The sequence below is a fragment of the Azoarcus taiwanensis genome (assembly GCF_012910885.1).
Taxonomy (GTDB): Bacteria; Pseudomonadota; Gammaproteobacteria; order Burkholderiales; family Rhodocyclaceae; genus Azoarcus_F; species Azoarcus_F taiwanensis.
This window is the reverse complement of the sequence record NZ_WTVM01000076.1, coordinates 1-19,323: the sequence shown is the minus strand read 5'-3', so window position 1 is coordinate 19,323 and position 19,323 is coordinate 1. Positions and strand designations below refer to the sequence as shown.

Sequence of the window (19,323 nt, the reverse complement as noted above, 5' to 3'; positions counted from 1 at the left end):
CATGTTCCAGGCGGTGGAGATCGACGGTGAGGCCTACTGGGATGGCGGCTACATGGGTAATCCGGCACTTTTCCCACTGGTAGACGAGTGTGATGCCCGCGATCTGGTTCTGGTACAGATCAACCCGTTCTACCGCCCGGAGCTGCCGCGCACCGCGCGCGAGATCATCAACCGGATGAACGAGATCACCTTCAACGCGAGTCTGGTCAAGGAGTTGCGTTCGATCATGTTGCTCAAGCAACTCATCGATGCCGAGGGCCTCGAGCAGGAGCGTTATCGCGACATGCGGCTGCATCGCATCCACGCAGACGAGGATTTGCTCGAGTTGCAGGCCTCGAGCAAGCTCAACGCCGAGTGGCCTTATCTGTGCCACCTGCGCGACCTTGGTCGGGCGAGGGCATCGCGCTGGCTGAAAACTCACTGGAAGGACCTCGGCGAACGTTCCAGCGTGAGCTTCGACTGGTTGCTGGACGACAGCATCAAGCCGGCAGGCGCACTCGGGGAGAAGCACTCATGATCGGCATGCTCGGCGTTTTGCTTGCACTTGGCCTGCTGATCTTCCTCGCTTACCGGGGCGTCAGCGTCTTGCTGCTGGGGCCGGCGATGGCCCTGGTCGCCGCCTTGTTCGCGGTCGGAACGCCCTTGTTGGCGACCTACACCCAGGTGTTCATGAGTTCGGCGGGCAACTTCATCGTGCAGTTCTTTCCGCTGTTTCTGCTCGGGGCGATCTTCGGCAAGCTGATGGACGACAGCGGTGCGGCCGAGGCGATCGCTCAGGGCATCGTCGGCAAGCTCGGTCAGGAACGGGCCATCCTGGCCGTGGTGCTTGCTTGCGCGGTGCTGACCTATGGTGGGGTTTCGCTGTTCGTGGTCGCGTTCGCGGTCTATCCGATTGCCGCTGCCTTGTTCCGCCAGGCGGAAATCCCCAAGCGGCTGATCCCGGCCACCATTGCGCTAGGCGCCTTTACCTTCACGATGACCGCTTTGCCGGGCACGCCGGCAATTCAGAACGCGATTCCGATGCCGTTTTTCGGCACCACGCCGTTTGCCGCCCCGGTGCTTGGCATCATCACCGCGCTGGTGATGTTCGGCCTCGGCCAGTGGTGGCTGTCTCGCCAGGCGGCCCAGGCGCGTCTTGCGGGGGAGGGCTACGGTGAGCACGAGGACGCACAACCCGCGTTCGACAAGGATCAGCGCGAGCACTCTTCGGGCGAGGGATTCGATGTACTGATGGTGGCACCCGAGGCGCCGCCGCGTGCCTTGCCCTCATTCACAGTGGCGATTTCGCCGGTGGTGCTGGTCATCGTGCTGAACTACGCATTCAGCACGATGATCATCCCCGCGATGGACACGGCGTATCTCGCCGAGGCACGCTACGGCGCGACAACGGTGGATTCGGTTCGTGGCGTGTGGGCAATCATCTGCTCGCTGACCATCGCCTGCCTGTTGCTGCTGGTCATGACCTGGAGCCGGCTCGCAGCCCCGAAACGCTCGCTGGACGACGGCGCGAACGCCTCAGTGCTGCCAATCTTCAACACTGCGAGTCTGGTCGGCTTCGGCGCGGTGATCGCCGCCTTGCCGGCCTTCGATCTCATCCAGGGCTTCGTCGAATCCATCGGTGGCGGCAATCCGCTGGTCTCGCTGGCCGTGGCGGTGAACGTGCTGGCCGGGGTCACCGGCTCGGCCTCCGGTGGCATGAGCATCGCGCTGCAGACGCTGGGTGCCGATTATCTGGCGATGGCGGAGGTGGCGGGCATTGCGCCGGACCTGCTGCACCGGGTGACCACGGTCGCAACCGGCGGTCTGGACAGCCTGCCGCACAACGGCGCGGTGGTGACGCTGCTGGCCATCTGCGGACTGACACACCGTGAAGCCTACAAGGACATCTTCATGGTCGCGGTACTGTTCCCGATCATCTCGCTGGTGCTGCTGGTAGTGCTGGGAAGCCTGTTCGGCGCTTTCTGAGGCCGGGCGTGCTCAGATCTGCAGCACTTCCAGCAGTTCGCGTTCGATGCGCACCACGTGCGCATCCTGCGACAAGCCTGGCCCGCTGAGCAGGAAGGTATCCTCCACCCGCTCGCCGAGGGTCGCGATCTTGGCAGTGTGCAGCGCGATGCCGTTGCGCGCCAGCACTTCGGCGACGCTGAACAGCAGCCCGGGGCGGTCGGCGGCGGTGAGAGAGAGGATGTAGTGTCTGGCTGACTCGTCCGGCCGAATCCTCACCTCCGGCGTGATCGGAAAGTGTTTGACCTGACGTGACAGACGACCCGCTCCCGGACGATCCGGTGGCGCATCCGAGCGCAAGCGTGCCGTAAGCTCATGCTCGATGAGCGTGACGATGTCGCGGTACTGCGCCTGGTTGCCCGGATCCTGAAGCATGAAGCTGTCAAGCGCGTAACCGTGGCGTGTGGTGTGGATCTTGGCGTCCAGGATCGAAAAACCCAGCTTGCCGAAGAAGCCGGTCAGTCGCACGAACAAGTCCTTCTGATCGCGCGTATACACCATGACCTGCAGCCCTTGGTCTTCCTCGGGCACTCTCGCCTTGACCACGGGTTCGTCCCCGGACACCCGATAGTAGAGCGTGCGTGTGTGCCACGAGATCTCCTCCGCCGAGTTGCGCATGAAGTAGACCTGGTCAAGCTCGCGCCAAAGCTCCTCCTCAACCTCATGACGCAGGCCGTGGTAGCGCAACAGGCGACGGGCGTCCTCCTGGCGATCATCGAGACCGACCGCCTGCTGGGGCGTCGCACCGCGCAGCAGGCGCTGGGTGGCATGGAAGAGATCTTCGAGGAGCTTTGCGCGCCAACCGTTCCACACTTTGGGACTGGTGCCGCGAATATCGGCATGGGTGAGGAGGTAGAGCGCGTTCAGCCGGCGCTCGGTCTGCACGGTTTCGGCGAAGCGGCGAATCGTCTCAGGGTCCGAAATATCCTGCTTCTGGGCAACGGTGGACATCGTCAGGTGGTGTTCGACAAGCCAGACGACGAGATCGCGATCCTCGCGGTCGAGGCCGTGCTGATCACAGAAGACGCCGGCATCGACCATCCCGAGCACCGAATGGTCGCCGCCTCGCCCTTTGGCGATGTCGTGAAACAGCGCGGCGATGTAGAGCAACCACTGCCGGTCGAACCCGAGCATGAGGCGAGTCATCAGCGGGTACTCGTGGGCATGCTTGCCCATCGTGAAGCGTCGCACGTTGCGCAACACCATGAGAATGTGCTGGTCCACGGTGTAGACGTGGAACAGGTCATGCTGCATCTGGCAGAGGATGCGTCGCCAGGGCGGAAGGTAGTGGCTGAGGATACCGTACTGGTTCATGCGCCGGAAGGCGTGTACCACACCGCGGCGCTGCTGAAGGATTTCCATGAACAGCGCACGGTTTGCCGGATCGGCGCGAAATGCGGCGTTGATACGTTTTCGGTTGAGCCAGAGCGTGCGCAGGGTTCTGGCCGTCATGCCCCGTAGTTCCGGGCGTTGCTGCAGGAGCAGGAAACACTCGAGCATCGCCGACGGATGCTTCTCGAACACATTGTCGCTGCGCACATCGAGCAGCTCGCGCACCATCTGGAAGCGCTTGTTGATGACGATGGCGGCACCGCCGCTATCGGGCGAGATCACTGTGCCGTAGTTCTGCAACAGGATGGTGTTGATCTGGGTGAGCTTCTTCGCGGTCAGGTAGTAGCGCTGCATCAACACTTCCGACGCGCGTTTGGTCGGCGTTGCAGTCACGCCCAAGCGCCTTGCGAGACTCTCCTGATAGTCGAACAGCAGTCGGTCCTCGCCGCGATCGGTAAGATAGTGGAGGCGAATCCGGATGTGCTGCAGGAATCGCTCGATACTGCGCAGCTCGCCAGCTTCCTGCCCGGTAATCAGTCGTTTGCGAGCGAGCTCGCGCCAGTTGTCACCCAGGCCGGCGGCACGGGCGATCCAGCCGAGCATCTGCAGGTCGCGGAGCCCGCCGGGGCTCTCCTTGCAGTTGGGTTCCAGCGAGTAGGGTGTGTCCTGGTGGCGTGCGTAGCGCTGTTCCTGCTCGAGGCTCTTGGCCTTGAAGAAACTGCGCACATCAAGAGCTTCGCGGAAACGCCTGCCGAACTCGCCGAACAAGGGCTGATTGCCATGCAGCAGCCGCGCTTCGAGCAGGTTGGTCTGGATCGTGATGTCCTCGGCGGCGACGTCCAGAGCCTCGTCCAGGGTGCGAACCGTCTGGCCAATCTCGAGACCGACGTCCCACAACGCGCCGACCATAGCGGTGAGGCGACAACGGGTGTCTTCATCGGGCGCGGACGGCAGCAGGAACATCAGATCGATGTCCGAGTGGGGGAAAAGCTCGCCACGGCCGTAGCCCCCGACCGCCATCAGCGCGACGTTGTCGGGGATGCCGTGCGACTTCCACAGGGAAACGATGCAGCGGTCAACAAGGTTTGCACGCCCCCGCAGCATGCGCGACGTCGAAGGGTGTGCCTCGTAGGCCTCCCGCAGGGCGGCGCTTCCTTCGGCCAGTTCCCTGCGGATCCGGGCGATGACTCCGCGCTCCGGTTGATACAGCGCTTCGCTCATTTGCGCTCAGGCGAAGAGGTGGTCGAGACCCAGGGGCGCCGGCGGGGGTGGGCAACCCGGTGAGCGGGTCAGCACTTCGACCCCGCCGGCCGTAACCAGTATGGTGTGCTCGTATTGGGCAGAGAGGCTGCGGTCACGCGTGACGATCGTCCACCCATCGGGCAACTCCGAGATCGCGGCCTTGCCAGCGTTGATCATCGGTTCGATCGTGAAGGTCATCCCTTCGACAAGCTCGACACCGGTGCCGGGTTTGCCATAGTGCAATACCTGCGGTTCTTCGTGAAATTTCGCGCCGATGCCGTGACCGCAGAATTCACGGACGACCGAGCACCCATTGCCTTCGGCGTGCTTCTGAATGGCGTGGCCAATGTCGCCGAGACGGGCACCCGGCTTGACCATCGATATGCCGAGCCACATCGACTCGAAAGTGACCGCGCACAAGCGCTTGGCAAGAATGCTGGCGCTGTTCTCGCCGCCGACGAGGAACATCCGGCTCGTATCGCCGTGGTAACCGTCCTTGATGACCGTGATGTCGATATTCACGATGTCGCCCTTCTTGAGCGGTTTGGGGCCGGGAATGCCGTGACAGACCTGGTGGTTCACCGAGGTGCAGATCGACTTGGGGTAGGGGTTGTAACCGGACGGCGCGTAGTTGAGAGGCGCGGGAACCGTCTGCTGCACCTCGACCATGTAGTCGTGACACAGGCGGTCAAGCTCCTCGGTGGTCACGCCCGGCTTGACGAAGGGTGCGATGTAATCGAGAACCTCCGCAGCCAGCCGCCCGGCGACACGCATTTTCTCAATCTCTTCTGGGGTTTTGATCGTGATGCTCATTGTCTTTCTGTCGAAGGCGCAATCGCCGCCTGGGGCCCATGCGGGTAGATGCGGCAGGCTGGTGCGCAATTGGTTGGCGATAATAGAGGCTAGCGCATGGTGTTCAGGCAGGCAAATGCAGGCTCGACGAACTGGGCCGATCACGCGCTAAACCGTGGTGCTTGAGTATACGCTGCTTAGCTCGCTATAATCTTGGGCTTGTCTGTCCACAGGGCGGGCAAAATCCACACGCCGGGCATTTTCCGAAACTTTCGCGAAAGGGTCCGTTTGTCGCCGGTGACTGCCGGTGACGCGGTAAAGGGGCGCAAGCCCGTGTCCGGCGGAGGTCAAACCCTTCAATTCGGAGTATCACATGTCTGTCACTATGCGTCAGATGCTCGAAGCGGGCGTCCACTTCGGCCACCAGACTCGTTTCTGGAACCCGCGCATGGCCCCGTACATCTTCGGCCAGCGCAACAAGATCCATATCGTCAACCTCGAAAAGACCATGGGCAAGTATCTCGAAGCCATGGATTTCGTGCGTAGACTCTCCGCCAACCGCGGCAACATCATGTTCGTCGGCACCAAGCGCCAGGCGCGTGAAATCGTCGCCGAAGAGGCTCGTCGTGCCGGCATGCCGTTTGTCGACGAGCGCTGGCTCGGCGGCATGATGACCAACTTCAAGACCGTCAAGCAGTCGATCAAGCGTCTGAAGGAAATGGAAGCCATGGTCGAGGATGGTTCGCTCGACCGTCTCTCCAAGAAGGAAGCGCTGATGGCGACCCGTGAAATGGAGAAGCTGCAAAAGAGTATCGGCGGTATCAAGGAGATGGGCGGTCTGCCGGATGCAATGTTCGTCATCGACGTCGGCTATCACAAGATTGCGATCACCGAAGCGCAGAAGCTCGGTATTCCTGTCGTGGCAGTCGTCGATACCAACCACTCGCCGGAAGGCATCGACTACGTCATTCCGGGTAACGATGATTCCTCCCGTGCCATCCGTCTTTACGCCCGTGGCGTGGCTGACGCGGTGCTGGAAGGCCGCACCATGGCCCTGCAGGACATCGTCGCTGCCGGTGCCGACGAGTTCGTCGAAGTCGAGGAAGAAGAAGCTTCCGACGAAGAGCAGGCCTGAGCATGACCTCCCCCGGATGCAAGCCGTCCGGGGTCGAGTCGCTTCATTGAACCGCAACGAATACGAGGAATAAGCATGGCTGCGATTACCGCAAGCATGGTCAAGGAACTGCGCGAGAAGACAGATGCGCCGATGATGGAATGCAAAAAGGCTCTGACCGAAGCCGATGGCGACATGGGCAAGGCCGAAGAGATTCTTCGCGTCAAGCTCGGCAGCAAGGCCTCCAAGGCCGCCTCGCGCGTCACGGCCGAGGGTGTGGTCGGCACTTTCGTATCCGCCGACGGCAAACTCGCCGCAATGATCGAACTCAACTGCGAGACCGACTTCGTCGCCAAGAACGACGATTTCCTCGCCTTTGCCGCTGGCCTGGCCGAGCTGGTCGCCTCCAGCAATCCTGCGGATGTGGCCGCATTGTCCGAGCTCGACTATCAGGGCCAGAAGGTAGAAGCCTTCCGTACCGAACTGGTGGGCAAGATCGGCGAAAACATGACGATCCGCCGTTTCTCGCGCATCGAAGCCAAGGGGGCGGTGGCGAGCTATGTTCACGCCGGCGCGAAGATCGGCGTGCTGGTCGATCTGGTTGGCGGCGAGGAGCAGGTCGGCAAGGACATCGCGATGCACATCGCGGCCTCCAAGCCGAAGGCGCTCGACGCTTCGGGCGTCTCTCAGGATCTGATCGATGCCGAGCGTCGCATCGCGATCGAGAAAGCACGTGCCGACAACAAGCCTGAGGCGATGCTCGAGAAGATCGCTGACGGTACGGTGCAGAAGTTCCTGAAGGAAGTGACCTTGCTCGCCCAGGTCTTCGTCAAGGCCGAAGACGGCAAGCAGACCATCGAGCAGCTGCTCAAGGCGAAGAACGCATCGATTGCCGGCTTTACGCTGTACATCGTCGGCGAGGGCATCGAGAAGAAGGTCTCCGACTTCGCTGCCGAAGTGGCCGAGCAGGCTGCCGCTGCTGCCGCCAAGGCGTAAGGAGCAAGGGATGTCCGCCGCCTACAAGCGCATCATGCTCAAGCTCTCGGGCGAAGCCCTGATGGGCGACGATGCCTACGGCATCAACGAGGACGTCGTCACCCGGATCGTGTCCGAGATCGCAGAAGTGGTACGGCTCGGCGTGCAGGTCGGGGTGGTGATAGGCGGCGGCAACATCTTTCGCGGCATGAAGGGCGCGGCATCCGGAATGGATCGCGCCACTGCGGATTACATGGGCATGTTGGCCACGGTGATGAACGCCATGGCCTTGTCGGACGCGATGCGGCGTGCCGATCTCGAAGCGCGGGTGCAGTCCGCGCTGCGCATCGACCAGGTCGTCGAGCCCTATATCCGTGGTCGGGCGATTCGTCATCTTGAAGAGGGGCGTGTCGTCATCTTTGCCGCGGGTACCGGCAACCCGTTTTTCACCACCGATACCGCCGCAGCCTTGCGCGGCTCGGAAATGGGCGCCCAGATCGTGCTCAAGGCGACGAAGGTCGATGGCGTCTATACCGCTGATCCGAAAAAGGATCCGGAGGCCCAGCGCTACCACCGTATCAGCTTCGACGAAGCGATCGGTCGTAACCTGAGCGTACTCGACTCCACAGCGTTCGCCCTGTGCCGAGACCAGAAACTACCGATCAACGTATTCTCGATTTTCAAGCCCGGTGCGCTCAAGCGCGTCGTCATGGGCGAGGATGAGGGTACGCTGGTTCATTCCTGAGGATTCGACCATGATCAACGATCTAGCCAAGACCACCGAGCAGAAGATGCAGAAGTCGATCGAGGCGCTGAAGTCCGATCTGGCAAAGGTGCGCACAGGCCGCGCCCACACCGGTCTTCTTGACCACGTGATGGTCGAGTACTACGGCAGCATGGTGCCGGTCAATCAGGTCGCCAACGTGACGCTGATCGACGCCCGCACCATTGGCGTCCAGCCCTGGGAAAAACCGATGCTGGGCAAGGTCGAGAAGGCTATCCGTGACAGTGATCTTGGCCTGAATCCCTCGAATCAGGGCGAGATCATCCGCGTTCCGATGCCTCCGCTCACCGAAGAACGCCGGCGAGAGCTCACCAAGGTCGTCCGTGGCGAGGGGGAGACCGCCAAGGTAGCAGTACGCAATCTGCGCCGTGACGCGAATCACCAACTCAAGGAAGCCGTGAAGGAGAAAGAGATCTCCGAAGACGACGATCGTCGGGGCCAGGATCTCGTCCAGAAGCTGACCGACAAGTACGTCGCGGAAATCGATAAACTGCTTGCTGAGAAAGAGCACGAGTTGATGCAGATCTGATCCGTCGGGTCGGTTTCTTTCCCCGATTCGTCCCGGAGGTGCATCATGGCGGCTAGCCCGCACACGAGCTCCACGCAGGCAGTGCCCGAAGTCACGGATATTCCGAAACATGTCGCCATCATCATGGATGGCAACGGAAGGTGGGCGCGCCAGCGCCTGCTTCCTCGAGTCGCCGGACATCGCCGTGGTGTGGAGGCGGTACGCGCAGTGATCCGCGCCTGCATGGAGCGTGGGATCACCCATCTCACCCTGTTCGCTTTCAGTTCCGAGAATTGGCGCCGCCCGGCGGACGAGGTCTCGTTCCTGATGCAGCTTTTCATGCGCGCACTCAAGAACGAAGTTCAGCGCATTCACAAGAACGAGATCCGTTTTCGCGCGATTGGCGACCTTGGCCGTTTCGACGACAAGCTCGTACAGTTGATCCGCGATGCCGAGGCGCTCACGTCCCAGAACGACAAACTGACCCTCACGATTGCAGCCAACTATGGCGGTCGCTGGGACATTCTTCAGGCTGTGAACAAAGTCATCTCTGCGCGTGAAAGCAGCAGGGAGCCGATTACCGAGGACGAACTCGCGCGCGCATTGCAGATGAATTACGCGCCCGAGCCGGATCTCTTTATCCGGACCGGTGGCGAGATGCGCATCAGCAATTTTCTTCTTTGGCAACTTGCCTACAGCGAGCTTTATTTCACAGACACCTTGTGGCCCGACTTCGATGAGCATGCGCTCGATCGCGCCATCGAATCCTATCGGGGGCGGGAACGTCGCTTTGGTCGCACCAGCGAACAGGTTCTTGCAGCCCGCGTGAGTGGCGATTCGACAGAACGTGTAGGCCGAAGCGCTGCCGGCGGCCATGCTTAAGCAGCGGGTCATCACCGCGCTCGCGCTGGTCACGGGTCTGCTCGTCGCGCTGCTGTGGTTTCCACAGTGGGCCTGGTTATGCCTCGTCTCCGTGATCTGCGCCCTCGGCGCCTGGGAGTGGAGTGGGCTTGCCAGCCAGATCAGGGCGACCAGGGTCGTTTACGCTCTGGGCGCTGGCGCTCTGGTGCTGGGGTTGGGTTTTGCCGGCGGAGTTGGGGGCTTCGACGGCCAGACATGGATTCTTGTCTTGGCGTACTTGTCGAGTGTGGTGCTGTGGTTCATCTTCGTGCCTCTGTGGTTGCGCAGGGGGTGGGGGGGCAGCACCCGTACGGCAATGACCGTGGGCATCATCGTGCTGGTTCCGTCCGCGCTCGCCATGGCCCAGTTGCGAGCAGTCGACATGATGCTGATGCTGTTTGCGCTGGTGCTGGTCTGGGTTGCGGATATCGCCGCCTATTTTTCCGGTCGCGCCTTCGGGCGACACAAACTCGCACCGTCGATCAGCCCGGGGAAGACCTGGGAGGGTGCTCTCGGCGCGCTGGCCGGCGTCGTGGTCTGCGGCACAATCGGCTTTTTGCTGCTGGTTTCCCCGACACCCGGAATCGCTACGTTTGCCTGGCTTGTCCCCTTTCTTGCCGCCTATACCGCACTTAGCATCATCGGCGACCTTTTCGAGTCGCTCATCAAACGCAAGGCGGGCGCCAAGGACAGCGGTACGCTGTTGCCGGGCCACGGCGGCGTGCTTGACCGGATCGACAGCCTCACGTCGACCTTGCCGGTTGCCGGCCTGATCCTCGTCTGGCTGTACTGACCCGACATGAACGCGCTCAAACAACAACGGATTTCGGTGCTCGGTGCGACCGGATCGATCGGCGGCAGCACCCTCGATGTAGTCGCGCGACATCCGGATCGTTTCGAGGTGTTCGCCCTCACCGCGAATAGCCGCATCGACGAACTCGAGAACCTGTGCGTACGCCATGCCCCGCGCTACGCGGTGGTTCAAGGTGGCGAGGATGCCGCGAACCTCTCGGTGCGTCTCGGACGACGGGGCCTGACGACCGAAGTAATGCATGGTGTGAGCGGCTTGATCGAAGTCGCGGCGCATTCCGATGTCGATGTCGTCATGGCCGCGATCGTCGGTGCGGCCGGCCTGCTGCCAACGCTCGCCGCTGCGCGGGCTGGCAAGCGCGTTTTGCTTGCCAACAAGGAAGCGCTCGTGCTTTCGGGCAGCTTGTTCATGGATGTCGTGCGCGACAGCGGTGCGACGCTGTTGCCGATTGATAGTGAGCACAACGCGATCTTCCAGTCGTTGCCCGCAGGTTACGGGCGTGATCCCGAAGCGGCTGGCGTACGCAGAATTCTGCTCACTGCCTCTGGCGGGCCCTTCCGCCTGACGCCGCTGGAGCAGTTGCACGGCGTGACCCCGGAGCAGGCCTGCGCCCACCCGAACTGGGTGATGGGTCGCAAGATATCGGTCGATTCGGCGACAATGATGAACAAGGGCCTCGAGGTGATCGAGGCGCACTGGCTGTTCAATGCGCCGGCCGAGCGAATTGACGTCGTGGTGCACCCGCAGAGCGTCATTCACTCAATGGTCGAGTACGTCGATGGTTCGGTGATCGCGCAACTCGGCAATCCCGACATGCGCACACCGATCGCGAATGCGCTCGCATATCCCGACCGTGTCGAAGCCGGGGTCGGTCCGCTGGATCTGTTCCGTATCGGGCGTCTGGATTTCGAAGCGCCTGATCTGGTGCGCTTTCCGTGCCTGCGGCTCGCCTACGAGTGTCTGCGCGAGGGCGGTGCGGCAGGTGCAGTGCTGAACGCTTCGAATGAGGAGGCGGTGGCAGCGTTTCTCGACAGACGCCTGCGTTATACCGATATCCCTGCGATCATAGAGTGTGCGTTGGAACGTGCGTCCGACATGTCTGTCGAATCAATCGATGCCGTGCTCGACACCGATGCACGCAGTCGGGCGATTGCCCGCTCCGAAATCGATAAACGGCTGTATCAATGAATCTTCTCGAGTACCTCGTCCCGTTCATCCTCGCCCTTGGCGTGCTGATCTTCTTTCACGAGCTGGGGCACTATCTGGTGGCTCGTTGGTGTGGCGTCAAGGTTCTGCGCTTCTCGATCGGTTTCGGCAAGCCGCTTGTCAAGTGGAGTGCCGGTCGTGATCGCACGGAGTGGGTGGTCGCTGCCTTTCCGCTGGGTGGCTATGTTCGAATGCTCGACGAGCGCGAAGGCGATGTTGCTCCAGAGGACCGTCCGCGGGCTTTCAATACTCAGAGCGTCTGGCGCCGCTACGCGATCGTTGCAGCAGGGCCGCTCGCCAACTTTCTGCTCGCGATCGTGCTCTACTGGGGCCTTTTCAGCACCGGCACCGAAGAACTGCGCCCCCGCCTGGCGCTGACCGAGGCGACTGCGACCGTAGCGGCGCGTGGCGGCGTGCAGGATGGAGATCTCGTCGTTACGGTCGCGGGTGAATCCGTTCAGAGCTGGAACGAATTGCGCTGGGCGCTGCTGCGACATGCACTGGATGGCCGGACAGTTGATCTGAGGGTGAGAACCATCGACAACGTCGACACGTTCCGTCAACTCAATTTCAGCGGTGTGCGCATCGATGACGGCAGGACCGATGTCATCGAACAGATGGGCCTGCGTCCCTGGCGGCCGCGTGTGCCCGCGGTGGTGGGAGAGGTGATGGCGGGCAGTGCAGCTGATCGCGCCGGCCTGCAAGCGGGCGACCGGGTTGCGTTCCTGGATGGCGTTCCGATCGATAACTGGTTGCGGCTGGTCGAATACGTGCGCGAGCGTCCCGGACAGGTCATCGAGGCAGTCATCGTGCGAAACGGGAGCGAAATTCGGACCGAGGTCGTACCGGACGCCGTCACCGATAACGGCGAAAACATCGGACGCATCGGAATATCGGTGGCAGAACCGACCGAAGCGCGAGAAGCGATGTTCACTATCGTCAGTTATGGCCCGGTCGAAAGTCTGGCAAAAGCGGCCGTCAAGACCTGGGATACCAGTGTTCTGACACTCAAGATGATCGGCCGGATGTTCACCGGGGACGTGTCGTGGAAGAACCTCTCCGGACCGGTGACGATTGCCGATTATGCAGGGCAGACAGCCAAGTTGGGATGGGCGCACTACCTGGGCTTCGTCGCCCTCATCAGCATCAGCCTGGGGGTGCTGAACCTGCTGCCGATCCCGGTGCTGGACGGTGGGCATTTGCTGTATTATACGATCGAGATCATTAAGGGTGGCCCGGTCTCGGAGAGGGCCATGGCAATCGGCCAGCAAGTGGGTCTTGTTGCCCTTGTGATGCTCATGGCATTCGCTTTCTATAACGATATCGCGCGGCTTTTCTCTGGTTGAACCCTCGATGAAACGAAAACTCCTCAGCGGGCTGGTGACAGCCCTTTTTGTTGCAGCACCCGCACTTGCGTTCGAGCCCTTCGTCGTCAAGGACATTCGGGTCGAGGGCATCCAGCGTACCGAGGCCGGCACCGTATTCTCGTACCTGCCAGTGCGGGTCGGTGAGCCGTTCACCGAAGCACAGGCTGCCGACGCCATCCGCGGGCTCTTCGCCACTGGTTTCTTCAGCGATGTGCGCATCGAGGTCGAGGATGATGTGATCGTAGTGCTGGTCGACGAACGGCCGGCAATTGCGGACATCAGCTTCACAGGGGTGCGTGAGTTCGACCAGAAGGCACTCAAGGACGGGCTGCGGGAAGTCGGGCTTGCCGAAGCACGCATCTTCGATCGCGCGTTGCTGGAACGCGCGGAACAGGAGCTGAAGCGCCAGTACCTGAGTCGCGGCAAGTATGCAGCCGAGGTGACGACTACGGTTACACCGCTGGAGCGGAACCGTGTCGGAATCAACTTCACCGTGGACGAAGGCTCGGTCGCCAAGATTCGCCAGATCAACATCGTTGGTAACCAGGCGTTCAAGGACTCGACGCTGCAAGGTCTTTTCCAGTTGCGCACACCCGGCTGGCTCACCTGGTACACCAAGAACGACCAGTACTCCCGTCAGAAGCTGGCCGCCGACCTCGAGAACCTGCGCTCCTTCTACCTGGATCGCGGCTACCTGGATTTCAATATCGACTCGACGCAGGTGTCGATCACGCCCGACAAACGCGACATCTACATCACGATCAACATTACCGAAGGCGAGGTCTACACGGTTTCGGCTTTACGCTTCACCGGTGATCTCGTGATTCCGGAAGAGGAGTACCAGCAACTCGTCGAACTGCGCCCGGGCGATGTCTTTTCACGCGAAAAGCTCACTCGCACCACGACTGCGGTCACCGACCGACTTGGCAATGAGGGCTATGCCTTCGCCAACGTCAACGCGGCGCCCGAAGTGGATACCGAGAATCGCGAGGTTGCCTTCACGATCTTCGTCGACCCGGGTCGACGCGTCTATGTTCGTCGGATCAACATCGGCGGCAACGTCAAGACACGGGACGAAGTCATTCGGCGCGAGATGCGCCAGATGGAGGGTGGGTGGTACGACGCTGCCAGGATCAACCGTTCGCGCAGTCGTGTCGACAGGCTTGGCTATTTCGATGAGGTCACCGTTCAGACGCCATCGGTTCCCGGCACCACGGATCAGGTCGACGTGAACTTCACCGTAAAGGAGCGCCCCACTGGAAACCTGATGCTTGGCGCAGGTTTCTCCAGCGCAGAGAAAGTGGTGCTGTCCGGTTCGGTGTCGCAGGAGAACCTGTTCGGTAGCGGCAAGTCGCTCGCGCTCGGTCTGAATACGTCCAAATCCGGGCGTACTTTCTCGCTGTCGTTTACCGACCCCTATTACACGGTCGACGGCGTCAGCTTGGGCTACGACGTATATCACCGGACATTCGATCCGTCTGAAATCTCGACGATTGCGCGCTACAAGCAGGTTTCGACAGGTGCCGGTCTGCGTCTCGGCTACCCCATCGGCGAAGAGGATGCGATCAACTTCGGGCTTGCCGTCGATCGTACGCGCATCACGACATACAGCACCAGCCCGATCGAGTATCGTGATTTCTGCATCGAGTACGATTGCAGCGGACCGAATGGCATCGGGTCGGTCACTGTGAATAGTCTCGTCGCCTCGGCGGGTTGGTCGCGCGACACTCGCGACAGTTTCATCTATCCGCGCGAAGGTGCTTACCAGAGCATCTTCTTCGACGCTGCCATTCCGCCGGGCAAACTACGTTACGCCAGGGCTACCTATCAGTACCAGCACTGGTTCCCGATCCGCCGCGACGAGGCGCTGATGCTTAACGGCGAGATCGCCTACGGCAAGGGCTACGGCGGCAAGACGCTGCCGTTCTACCGCAACTTCTACGCCGGGGGTATTGGTTCGGTACGGGGTTTCGAAGAGGGTTCGCTCGGTCCGCGAACACCTGACGATAACGACTCTCTCGGTGGCAACCGCCGCCTCGTGCTTAACGCAGAGTATTACTTCCCGCTGCCTGGCTCCGGCATGGACCGCTCTTTCCGTATGTCGGTCTTCGTAGACGGCGGTTATGTATGGGGGGAAAACGACAAGCTCAAGCTCGGCGATATGCGCTACAGTACCGGCGTCGGCGTATCCTGGAGCTCGCCGATCGGTCCGCTGAAGTTCAGCGTGGCCCAACCGTTGAAGAAGAAGTCCGGTGACGACACGCAGCGGTTCCAGTTTCAACTCGGCACGGTCTTCTGATCGCGGCCACGATCCCGTATCTCATGGAGGTTTTAGTGAAAGCCCGTCTTCTTCCCGTTCTTCTGGTCGCGCTCATCGGCTTCGGCGCCGAGTCAGCGCTTGCGCAGAGCAAAATCGGTTTCGTCGATTCCGACCGGCTCATGCGCGAGGCCGCGCCTGCAATGCGGGCCCAGCAGCGTCTCGAGCGCGAGTTCGAGCGCCGTGACCAGGAGCTCGAACGCATGGCTCGCGAGCTTTCGACCATGCAGGACGAGCTCGAGCGCAATGCATTGACGATGGCTGAGGCCGAGCGCCGCACCAAGGAGCGCGCGTTCAACGATTTGAGCCGAGATTTTCAGCGCAAGCAACGCGAGTTTCGTGAGGATCTCAATCAGCGTCGCAACGAAGAGTTGGCTGCGGTGCTCGATCAGGCCAATGCAGCCATCAAGCAGGTTGCCGAGCGTGAACAGTACGACGTAATTCTGCAGGAAGCTGTTTTCGCCAGTCCGCGTATCGACATCACGGACAAGGTTATTCAGATGCTCGCCAACGGTCGCTGACGCCGACTGCACGACGCGATGTATCGACTGGATGAACTGACCGCACGCTTTGGCGGGGAGCTCTGCGGAGACGGCGCAACGCGTATCGGTCGGGTCGCACCACTGGATGTCGCCGGAAACGGCGACATCGCCTTTTTGGCGAATCCGAAGTACGTATCGCAACTCAGCAATTGCCAGGCTAGTGCAGTCATTCTTGGGCCCGCGGTGCGCGACCTGACCGATCTGCCAAGAATAGTCACAAGCGACCCCTATCTGTATTTCGCGCGGGTCGCAGCTCTTCTGAACCCGCCGGCACGGTCGGTCCCAGGGAGCCATCCTTCAGCGACCGTTCTCGGGACAGTTGCTCCGAGCGCCTGCGTCGGCCCCGGCGTCTTTGTCGGCGAAGGCTCCCGGATCGGTGAGGATGTCATCGTCGGCGCCGGTGCTTCGATCGGACCGGGCTGTCACGTTGGCGCGGGAACCATCATCCATCCGCGCGCGGTCGTCTATCATGATTGCATCATCGGTGAGCGTTGCATCATCCATTCCGGAGCGGTGATCGGAGCGGACGGATTTGGTTTTGCTCGGCAGAAGGATGGGGTGTGGGTCAAGATTCCGCAGACCGGTCGTGTCGTGATCGGATCAGATGTGGAGGTCGGGGCAAACACCACGATCGACCGCGGCGCGCTGGATGACACCGTGATTGAGAACGGGGTCAAGCTCGACAACCAGATACAGATTGCGCACAACGTGCGTATCGGCGAGCACACGGCCATCGCCGGGTGTGTCGGCATTGCCGGTAGCACTCACATCGGTCGTCGCTGCATGATCGGCGGCCAGGCAGGCATCATCGGACACCTAGAGATCTGTGACGACGTGGTCGTGTCGGCTGGAACCCTGGTGTCAAAGTCGATTCGCAAGCCTGGTGTCTATACTGCGAGCCTGCCCGTTCAGGGGCATGCCGAGTGGGTGCGCAATTTCGCGCATTTGCGCCATCTCGACGCGCTTTCCGAGCGCGTTCGCTCGCTCGAACAATTAGCCAAGACCAACGACAAGGCAAAGCCGTAAATGGACATTAACGAAATCCTGAGTTATCTCCCTCACCGCTACCCGTTTCTCCTTGTGGATCGGGTCATCGAGATCGAAGAAGGCAAGCGCATCGTTGCGATCAAGAACGTCACGATGAACGAGCCATTCTTCCCTGGGCATTTTCCCGGACATCCGGTCATGCCGGGCGTACTCATCGTCGAGGCGATGGCCCAGGTCGCTGCATTGCTGTCTTTCAAGTCGATGGGCGTCAAACCAGACGAGAACTCGGTAGTGTTGTTTGCAGGTATCGACAACGTCCGTTTCAAGCGCCAGGTCGTGCCGGGTGACCAGTTGGTCTTCGAGGTAGAGATTCTTCAGGGTAAGCGCAACGTGTACAAGTACAAGGGCGTGGCTCGGGTCGATGGTCAGCTGGCCACTGAGGCCGAACTGATGTGTGCGCTCAAGACCAAATCATGATTCATCCAACCGCTATCGTTCATCCGGGCGCCAGGCTTGGTAGCAATGTCGAGGTCGGCGCGTATTCGCTGATCGGCGAACACGTGGAGATCGGCGACGATTGCTGGATCGGTCCGCATGTGGTGATCGAAGGTCATACGCGCATTGGCCGTGAGAACCGCTTCTTCCAGTTCTGCTCGATCGGGGCTGCGCCCCAAGACAAGAAGTACGCGGGCGAAGCGACTCGGCTCGAGATTGGCGATCGGAATACGGTGCGCGAGTATTGTTCGTTCAATATCGGAACACCGCAGGACGCGGGCGTGACCCGCATCGGAAACGACAACTGGATCATGGCCTATGTGCATATCGCTCACGACTGCACAGTCGGCGACAATACGATCTTCGCCAATAACGCTACGCTTGCGGGCCATGTCAGCATTGGCGACTGGGCGATTCTCGGTGGGTTTACCGGGGTCCACCAATTCACCCGCGTGGGCGCACACGCGTTTTGTGGTGTGGGCACCGTCCTGTTGCAGGATCTACCCCCATTCGTGACCGTCGCCGGCAACCCGGCAAAGCCGCACGGCATCAACTCGGAAGGCCTTCGCCGACGTGGTTACAGCGCCGATGCGATCTCGGCAATCAAGCGTGCTTATCGTGCGCTGTATCGATCCGGCCTGTCTCTGGACGAGGCACGGCAGGCCATCGCGGAGCTTGCCGCTTCGCATCCCGAAGCATTGCCGTTCTCCGACTTTATCGCTGATTCGGGGCGCGGCATAGTCCGCTGAATTCGTCGCGCAGACCGTCATGAAGATTCGCATCGCCATGGTTGCCGGAGAGACCTCCGGCGACCTGCTCGCAGCACACCTCATCCGGGCTTTGCGAGCACATCTCCCGGACGCCGAGTTCTACGGCATCGGTGGCCCCCGAATGCAGGGGGAGGGCTTTGAGGCCTGGTGGGAGAGTGAAAGACTGGCGGTTCACGGCTATGTGGATGCGCTTAAACGCTATCGCGAGCTGTCAGGCATTCGACGCAGTCTGCTCGCCCGGCTGCAGGCGGGGCCGCCAACGGTCTTCATTGGCGTGGATGCGCCCGACTTCAACCTTTGGCTCGAGCAGCGAGTGAAGCAGGCTGGCATCCCCACCATCCATTTTGTAAGCCCGTCGATCTGGGCCTGGCGGGGTGCTCGTATCAAGACCATCGCGCGTTCAGTCACTCGCATGTTGTGTCTGTTTCCCTTTGAAACCGAGATCTATGAACGCGCTGGTGTGCCCGCGACCTATGTCGGTCATCCATTGGCCGACGTCTTTCCTCTTGAACCAGACCGTCAGGCCGCGCGACTCAAGCTCCAGATCGCACCGCACCGCCATGTAATCGCACTCTTGCCGGGAAGCCGTGAGTCGGAAGTGCGCAATCTCGGGCGACTGTTCATCGATGCCGCGATGCTGCTCGCACAGCGCAGACCGGAGGCAAGGTTCGTCGTGCCACTGGCCACTCGGGAAACCCGCTTGCTGTTCGAGCAGGCGATGCGCGAGTCGCAGGTGGCGCCAGAAAAAATACGGATTCTGTTTGGCCATGCGTCCGAAGCGATGACCGCTGCCGACGTCGTACTCGTCGCCAGCGGAACCGCATCGCTCGAGGCCGCCCTGCTCAAGCGTCCAATGGTGATCAGCTATCGCATCGGAAAATGGCAATATCGCCTGATGAGACGCATGGCTTATCTTCCTTGGGTCGGCCTGCCGAACATCCTGTGCGGTGAAACTGTCGTTCCCGAGCTGTTGCAGGACGCGGCCACGCCTCAGGCGCTCGCTGATGCGCTTGACTGGTGGCTGGCTCACCCCGAAGAGCGCGATGCGCTGGCCAGACGATTTACCGAGCTGCACCAAGTGCTTCGTCAGGATACGGCCGAGAAGGCTGCTCGCGCGATTCTGTCCTGTTTCCCGGCCGGGCTGACGACCGCCTCATGACGCACGCCCTGCAGGAAC

Annotated in this window: 18 protein-coding genes; 16 read left to right on the top strand and 2 right to left on the bottom strand. The window is 61.2% G+C overall.

Annotation, left to right across the window (positions count from 1 at the left end):
- Window positions 1–517, top strand: a 517-nt coding sequence (locus GPA21_RS12795; protein ID WP_422614210.1) for a patatin-like phospholipase family protein, incomplete at its 5' end; no start/stop codon positions are given.
- Window positions 514–1,965: a GntP family permease gene (locus GPA21_RS12790; RefSeq protein ID WP_168988539.1), complete on the top strand. Its 1,452-nt coding sequence runs from the start codon at window positions 514–516 to the stop codon at window positions 1,963–1,965. The genes GPA21_RS12795 and GPA21_RS12790, both read left to right, overlap by 4 nt.
- Window positions 1,966–1,977: 12 nt before the next feature.
- Here the strand turns inward: GPA21_RS12790 and GPA21_RS12785 are convergent, their stop codons facing one another.
- Window positions 1,978–4,557, bottom strand: coding sequence for a [protein-PII] uridylyltransferase (locus tag GPA21_RS12785; protein ID WP_168988538.1), 2,580 nt, complete (start codon window positions 4,555–4,557; stop codon window positions 1,978–1,980).
- Window positions 4,558–4,563: 6 nt separating this feature from the next.
- A complete protein-coding gene (gene map, locus GPA21_RS12780; RefSeq protein WP_168988537.1) occupies window positions 4,564–5,391 on the bottom strand; it encodes a type I methionyl aminopeptidase in 828 nt (275 codons plus the stop codon).
- Between the two features lie 352 nt (window positions 5,392–5,743).
- Between map and rpsB the strand changes: the two genes are divergently transcribed.
- The 14 genes from rpsB to lpxB all read left to right on the top strand — a co-directional run bounded on the left by rpsB (window position 5,744) and on the right by lpxB (window position 19,305).
- Window positions 5,744–6,505 (top strand): 30S ribosomal protein S2, encoded by a 762-nt coding sequence (rpsB, locus tag GPA21_RS12775; RefSeq protein ID WP_168988536.1) that lies wholly within the window; start codon window positions 5,744–5,746, stop codon window positions 6,503–6,505.
- Window positions 6,506–6,580: 75 nt separating this feature from the next.
- Window positions 6,581–7,480 carry a translation elongation factor Ts gene (gene tsf, locus GPA21_RS12770; RefSeq protein WP_168988535.1) on the top strand — a complete coding sequence of 300 codons (900 nt, stop codon included), beginning with the start codon at window positions 6,581–6,583 and terminating at the stop codon, window positions 7,478–7,480.
- 10 nt (window positions 7,481–7,490) lie between these two features.
- On the top strand, window positions 7,491–8,204 hold the full coding sequence (gene pyrH / locus GPA21_RS12765; protein WP_168988534.1) for a UMP kinase: 714 nt from the start codon (window positions 7,491–7,493) through the stop codon (window positions 8,202–8,204).
- 10 nt (window positions 8,205–8,214) lie between these two features.
- Entirely contained in the window at window positions 8,215–8,772 is a 558-nt protein-coding gene (gene frr, locus GPA21_RS12760) for a ribosome recycling factor (protein ID WP_168988533.1), read from the top strand.
- A 45-nt stretch (window positions 8,773–8,817) separates the two neighbouring features.
- A complete protein-coding gene (gene uppS / locus GPA21_RS12755) occupies window positions 8,818–9,633 on the top strand; it encodes a polyprenyl diphosphate synthase (RefSeq protein ID WP_168988532.1) in 816 nt (271 codons plus the stop codon).
- Window positions 9,626–10,444 carry a phosphatidate cytidylyltransferase gene (locus GPA21_RS12750; protein ID WP_168988531.1) on the top strand — a complete coding sequence of 273 codons (819 nt, stop codon included), beginning with the start codon at window positions 9,626–9,628 and terminating at the stop codon, window positions 10,442–10,444. Before uppS ends, GPA21_RS12750 begins: the two co-directional genes overlap by 8 nt.
- 6 nt (window positions 10,445–10,450) lie before the next feature.
- Complete coding sequence (gene ispC / locus GPA21_RS12745) at window positions 10,451–11,650, top strand: 1-deoxy-D-xylulose-5-phosphate reductoisomerase (RefSeq protein ID WP_168988530.1); 1,200 nt, start codon at window positions 10,451–10,453, stop codon at window positions 11,648–11,650.
- A complete protein-coding gene (gene rseP, locus GPA21_RS12740) occupies window positions 11,647–13,014 on the top strand; it encodes an RIP metalloprotease RseP (RefSeq protein WP_168988529.1) in 1,368 nt (455 codons plus the stop codon). Before ispC ends, rseP begins: the two co-directional genes overlap by 4 nt.
- A gap of 7 nt (window positions 13,015–13,021) precedes the next feature.
- On the top strand, window positions 13,022–15,334 hold the full coding sequence (bamA, locus tag GPA21_RS12735) for an outer membrane protein assembly factor BamA (protein ID WP_168988528.1): 2,313 nt from the start codon (window positions 13,022–13,024) through the stop codon (window positions 15,332–15,334).
- A 35-nt stretch (window positions 15,335–15,369) separates the two neighbouring features.
- Window positions 15,370–15,873 carry an OmpH/Skp family outer membrane protein gene (locus tag GPA21_RS12730; RefSeq protein WP_339379901.1) on the top strand — a complete coding sequence of 168 codons (504 nt, stop codon included), beginning with the start codon at window positions 15,370–15,372 and terminating at the stop codon, window positions 15,871–15,873.
- An 18-nt stretch (window positions 15,874–15,891) separates the two neighbouring features.
- Entirely contained in the window at window positions 15,892–16,920 is a 1,029-nt protein-coding gene (gene lpxD, locus GPA21_RS12725; protein WP_168988526.1) for a UDP-3-O-(3-hydroxymyristoyl)glucosamine N-acyltransferase, read from the top strand.
- The gene (gene fabZ, locus GPA21_RS12720; RefSeq protein ID WP_168988525.1) at window positions 16,921–17,358 is read left to right on the top strand and encodes a 3-hydroxyacyl-ACP dehydratase FabZ; all 438 of its coding nucleotides are present in this window, start codon (window positions 16,921–16,923) and stop codon (window positions 17,356–17,358) included.
- Window positions 17,355–18,125, top strand: a complete 771-nt coding sequence (lpxA, locus tag GPA21_RS12715; protein ID WP_168988524.1) for an acyl-ACP--UDP-N-acetylglucosamine O-acyltransferase — start codon at window positions 17,355–17,357, stop codon at window positions 18,123–18,125. Before fabZ ends, lpxA begins: the two co-directional genes overlap by 4 nt.
- Before the next feature lie 19 nt (window positions 18,126–18,144).
- Window positions 18,145–19,305, top strand: a complete 1,161-nt coding sequence (lpxB, locus tag GPA21_RS12710; RefSeq protein WP_168988523.1) for a lipid-A-disaccharide synthase — start codon at window positions 18,145–18,147, stop codon at window positions 19,303–19,305.
- Window positions 19,306–19,323 lie beyond the last annotated feature (18 nt).

What these genes read in the sequence shown, in the direction of transcription:
- pyrH (WP_168988534.1), top strand. Translation starts at nt 7,491, where the DNA reads ATGTCCGCCGCCTACAAGCGCATCATGCTCAAGCTCTCGGGCGAAGCC.
- rpsB (WP_168988536.1), top strand. Translation starts at nt 5,744, where the DNA reads ATGTCTGTCACTATGCGTCAGATGCTCGAAGCGGGCGTCCACTTCGGC.
- rseP (WP_168988529.1), top strand. Translation starts at nt 11,647, where the DNA reads ATGAATCTTCTCGAGTACCTCGTCCCGTTCATCCTCGCCCTTGGCGTG.
- tsf (WP_168988535.1), top strand. Translation starts at nt 6,581, where the DNA reads ATGGCTGCGATTACCGCAAGCATGGTCAAGGAACTGCGCGAGAAGACA.
- uppS (WP_168988532.1), top strand. Translation starts at nt 8,818, where the DNA reads ATGGCGGCTAGCCCGCACACGAGCTCCACGCAGGCAGTGCCCGAAGTC.
- GPA21_RS12750 (WP_168988531.1), top strand. Translation starts at nt 9,626, where the DNA reads ATGCTTAAGCAGCGGGTCATCACCGCGCTCGCGCTGGTCACGGGTCTG.
- map (WP_168988537.1), bottom strand. Translation starts at nt 5,391, where the DNA reads ATGAGCATCACGATCAAAACCCCAGAAGAGATTGAGAAAATGCGTGTC.
- bamA (WP_168988528.1), top strand. Translation starts at nt 13,022, where the DNA reads ATGAAACGAAAACTCCTCAGCGGGCTGGTGACAGCCCTTTTTGTTGCA.
- fabZ (WP_168988525.1), top strand. Translation starts at nt 16,921, where the DNA reads ATGGACATTAACGAAATCCTGAGTTATCTCCCTCACCGCTACCCGTTT.
- lpxB (WP_168988523.1), top strand. Translation starts at nt 18,145, where the DNA reads ATGAAGATTCGCATCGCCATGGTTGCCGGAGAGACCTCCGGCGACCTG.
- GPA21_RS12785 (WP_168988538.1), bottom strand. Translation starts at nt 4,557, where the DNA reads ATGAGCGAAGCGCTGTATCAACCGGAGCGCGGAGTCATCGCCCGGATC.
- GPA21_RS12790 (WP_168988539.1), top strand. Translation starts at nt 514, where the DNA reads ATGATCGGCATGCTCGGCGTTTTGCTTGCACTTGGCCTGCTGATCTTC.
- ispC (WP_168988530.1), top strand. Translation starts at nt 10,451, where the DNA reads ATGAACGCGCTCAAACAACAACGGATTTCGGTGCTCGGTGCGACCGGA.
- frr (WP_168988533.1), top strand. Translation starts at nt 8,215, where the DNA reads ATGATCAACGATCTAGCCAAGACCACCGAGCAGAAGATGCAGAAGTCG.
- lpxD (WP_168988526.1), top strand. Translation starts at nt 15,892, where the DNA reads ATGTATCGACTGGATGAACTGACCGCACGCTTTGGCGGGGAGCTCTGC.
- lpxA (WP_168988524.1), top strand. Translation starts at nt 17,355, where the DNA reads ATGATTCATCCAACCGCTATCGTTCATCCGGGCGCCAGGCTTGGTAGC.